Here is a 1,945-nt window from a genome sequence, read left to right as displayed (position 1 = left end):
TGATCCTTGAGCGGACTCTCGTTGAGCGGCACCGCGCCGACGAAAAGATTCCCCTGGTAGACGGTTCGGCCGGTTTCCGGAAAGGCCGGCGTCACCAAAACCGATTTCTCATCCACGTCGTGACGCAAGGCGTCCAGCACCGGGCCGATATTGCCGGCATCGGTGGAATCGAAGGTCGAGCAGATCTTGTACATCACATGCGCTGCCCCGCGGGCGCGCAGCCATTGGTCGGCCGCGCGAGCGCGCTCCACCGCCTGCGCTGCCGCAACCGAACGGATCTTGAGCGAGACGACAACCGCGTCGACCTCGGGAAGATCCAGACCTGCGGCCGGAATGCCGATGGTTTGAACCGTGCGAAGACCTTCCTTGGCGAGCGTGTTGGCCAGGTCGGACGCGCCTGTGTAGTCGTCCGCAATTGCGCCGAGGGCAAGGCTCATGGCGAAACTCCGATGCCAGCCTGGGGAAGGGGCTCGCCGGCAAAGGGGGCGAACCAGCCGAGCCCCTCAAGTGTCGTGCCGCTGGGCCGATATTCGCAACCGACGAAACCATCATAGCCCAGCCGGTCCAGTTCCGCGAAGATGAACCGGTCGTTGAGCTCTTCCGAAGTCGGCTCATGGCGGGAGGGCACGCTTGCTATCTGGACATGGCCAATGATCGGCAGCAGCCGGCGCAACGCCATGACGACATCGCCATGCAGGATCTGGCGGTGGTAGACATCGAACTGCAGCTTGAGGTTGGGCAGCGCCAGTTCGCCGATGAGCTGTTCGGCAAAGTCGAAGTCATTGAGGAAATAGCCCGGCATGTCGCGACCATTGATCGGTTCGATCACCAGATCGATGCCGCGATCGGCAAGCTTGCCGGCGGTCCAGAGGATCGCTTTGCGATAGGCATCCATGGCCGCCCTGTCCCCGCGAGCGGCGAGCCCCGACATCAAATGCAGGTGCTTCACGCCCGTGGCCTCCGCGTAGGGAAGGGCAGATGCCACGGCGGCCTGAAGCTCGGCGAACCGATCGGGCAAGGCGGCCAGTCCTCGCTCGCCGGCGGCCCAATCGCCAGGCGGCAAATTGAACAGAGCCTGGGTCAAACCGTATCTGCGAAGTCGCTCGCCGATCACCTCGGGCGTGTGCTCGTAAGGAAACAGGAATTCGACCGCACGGAAGCCGGCATCGGCGGCCGCCTGGAACCGATCCAGGAACGGCCACTCGCTGAACATCATTGTCAGGTTGGCGGCAAAGCGGGGCATGGGCGATCCAGTCTTCCTCAGGCCGATGTCAGGCCGGTTTGGCTAGGTTTGCGGGTTGTAGGCAGTTCGGTGCCGGTGATCTTTGCGTAGAGCCGGGCGACGGATGCGTCGTCGTCCCGGCCCATTCCAGCCGCCGAGGTCGCCAGGAACATCTGTAGCGCGGCTGCGGCCACCGGCACCGGGAATTTGGCGCTGCGGGCCATATCCTGAATGATGCCGAGGTCCTTGACGAAGATGTCGACCGCGCTGCGCGGTGTGTAGTCGCCGTCCAGCACGTGCGGCACCCGGTTCTCGAACATCCACGAATTGCCTGCGGAGGCAGTTATCACCTCGTAGACCTTGCGGATGTCCAGCCCTTGCCGGGCGGCAAATGCGATGGCTTCGCTGGCCGCCGCGATATGCACGCCAGCAAGCAACTGGTTGATCATCTTGAAGGCTGCACCAACGCCCGGCTCGTCACCGAGTTCATAGACGTTGGCGGCTATTGCATCCAGTGCCGGCCGCGCTCTGGCGAAGGCGGCAGGGCTGCCGGAGGCCAGAATGGTGAGCGCACCCTCGGCGGCGCGCACCGACCCGCCGCTGATCGGCGCGTCGAGATAGAGCCGTCCCGTCGCTTCGAGCGGCGTGGCAAGGCGGCGCACCGCATCGGGATCGATCGTGGCCGAGGAGACGAAAACCGCGCCCCCGGCCATGGGTTTGGCG

3 protein-coding genes are annotated in these 1,945 nt (G+C 64.5%); all 3 read right to left on the bottom strand.

Going from position 1 to position 1,945, the window contains the following annotated elements:
• On the bottom strand, positions 1-437 hold a 437-nt coding region (locus EOA60_RS30865; protein ID WP_164899684.1), incomplete at its 3' end, for a four-carbon acid sugar kinase family protein.
• Positions 434-1,243 carry a 2-oxo-tetronate isomerase gene (gene otnI / locus EOA60_RS30860; protein WP_127334767.1) on the bottom strand — a complete coding sequence of 270 codons (810 nt, stop codon included), beginning with the start codon at positions 1,241-1,243 and terminating at the stop codon, positions 434-436. The genes otnI and EOA60_RS30865, both read right to left, overlap by 4 nt.
• Before the next feature lie 17 nt (positions 1,244-1,260).
• On the bottom strand, positions 1,261-1,945 hold a 685-nt coding region (locus EOA60_RS30855; protein WP_164899683.1), incomplete at its 5' end, for an NAD-binding protein.

The organism is Mesorhizobium sp. M1A.F.Ca.IN.020.06.1.1, assembly GCF_004023265.1.
Taxonomy (GTDB): Bacteria; Pseudomonadota; Alphaproteobacteria; order Rhizobiales; family Rhizobiaceae; genus Mesorhizobium.
The sequence above is the reverse complement of the archived record's forward strand: the minus strand, read 5'-3'. Positions and strand labels throughout refer to the sequence as shown.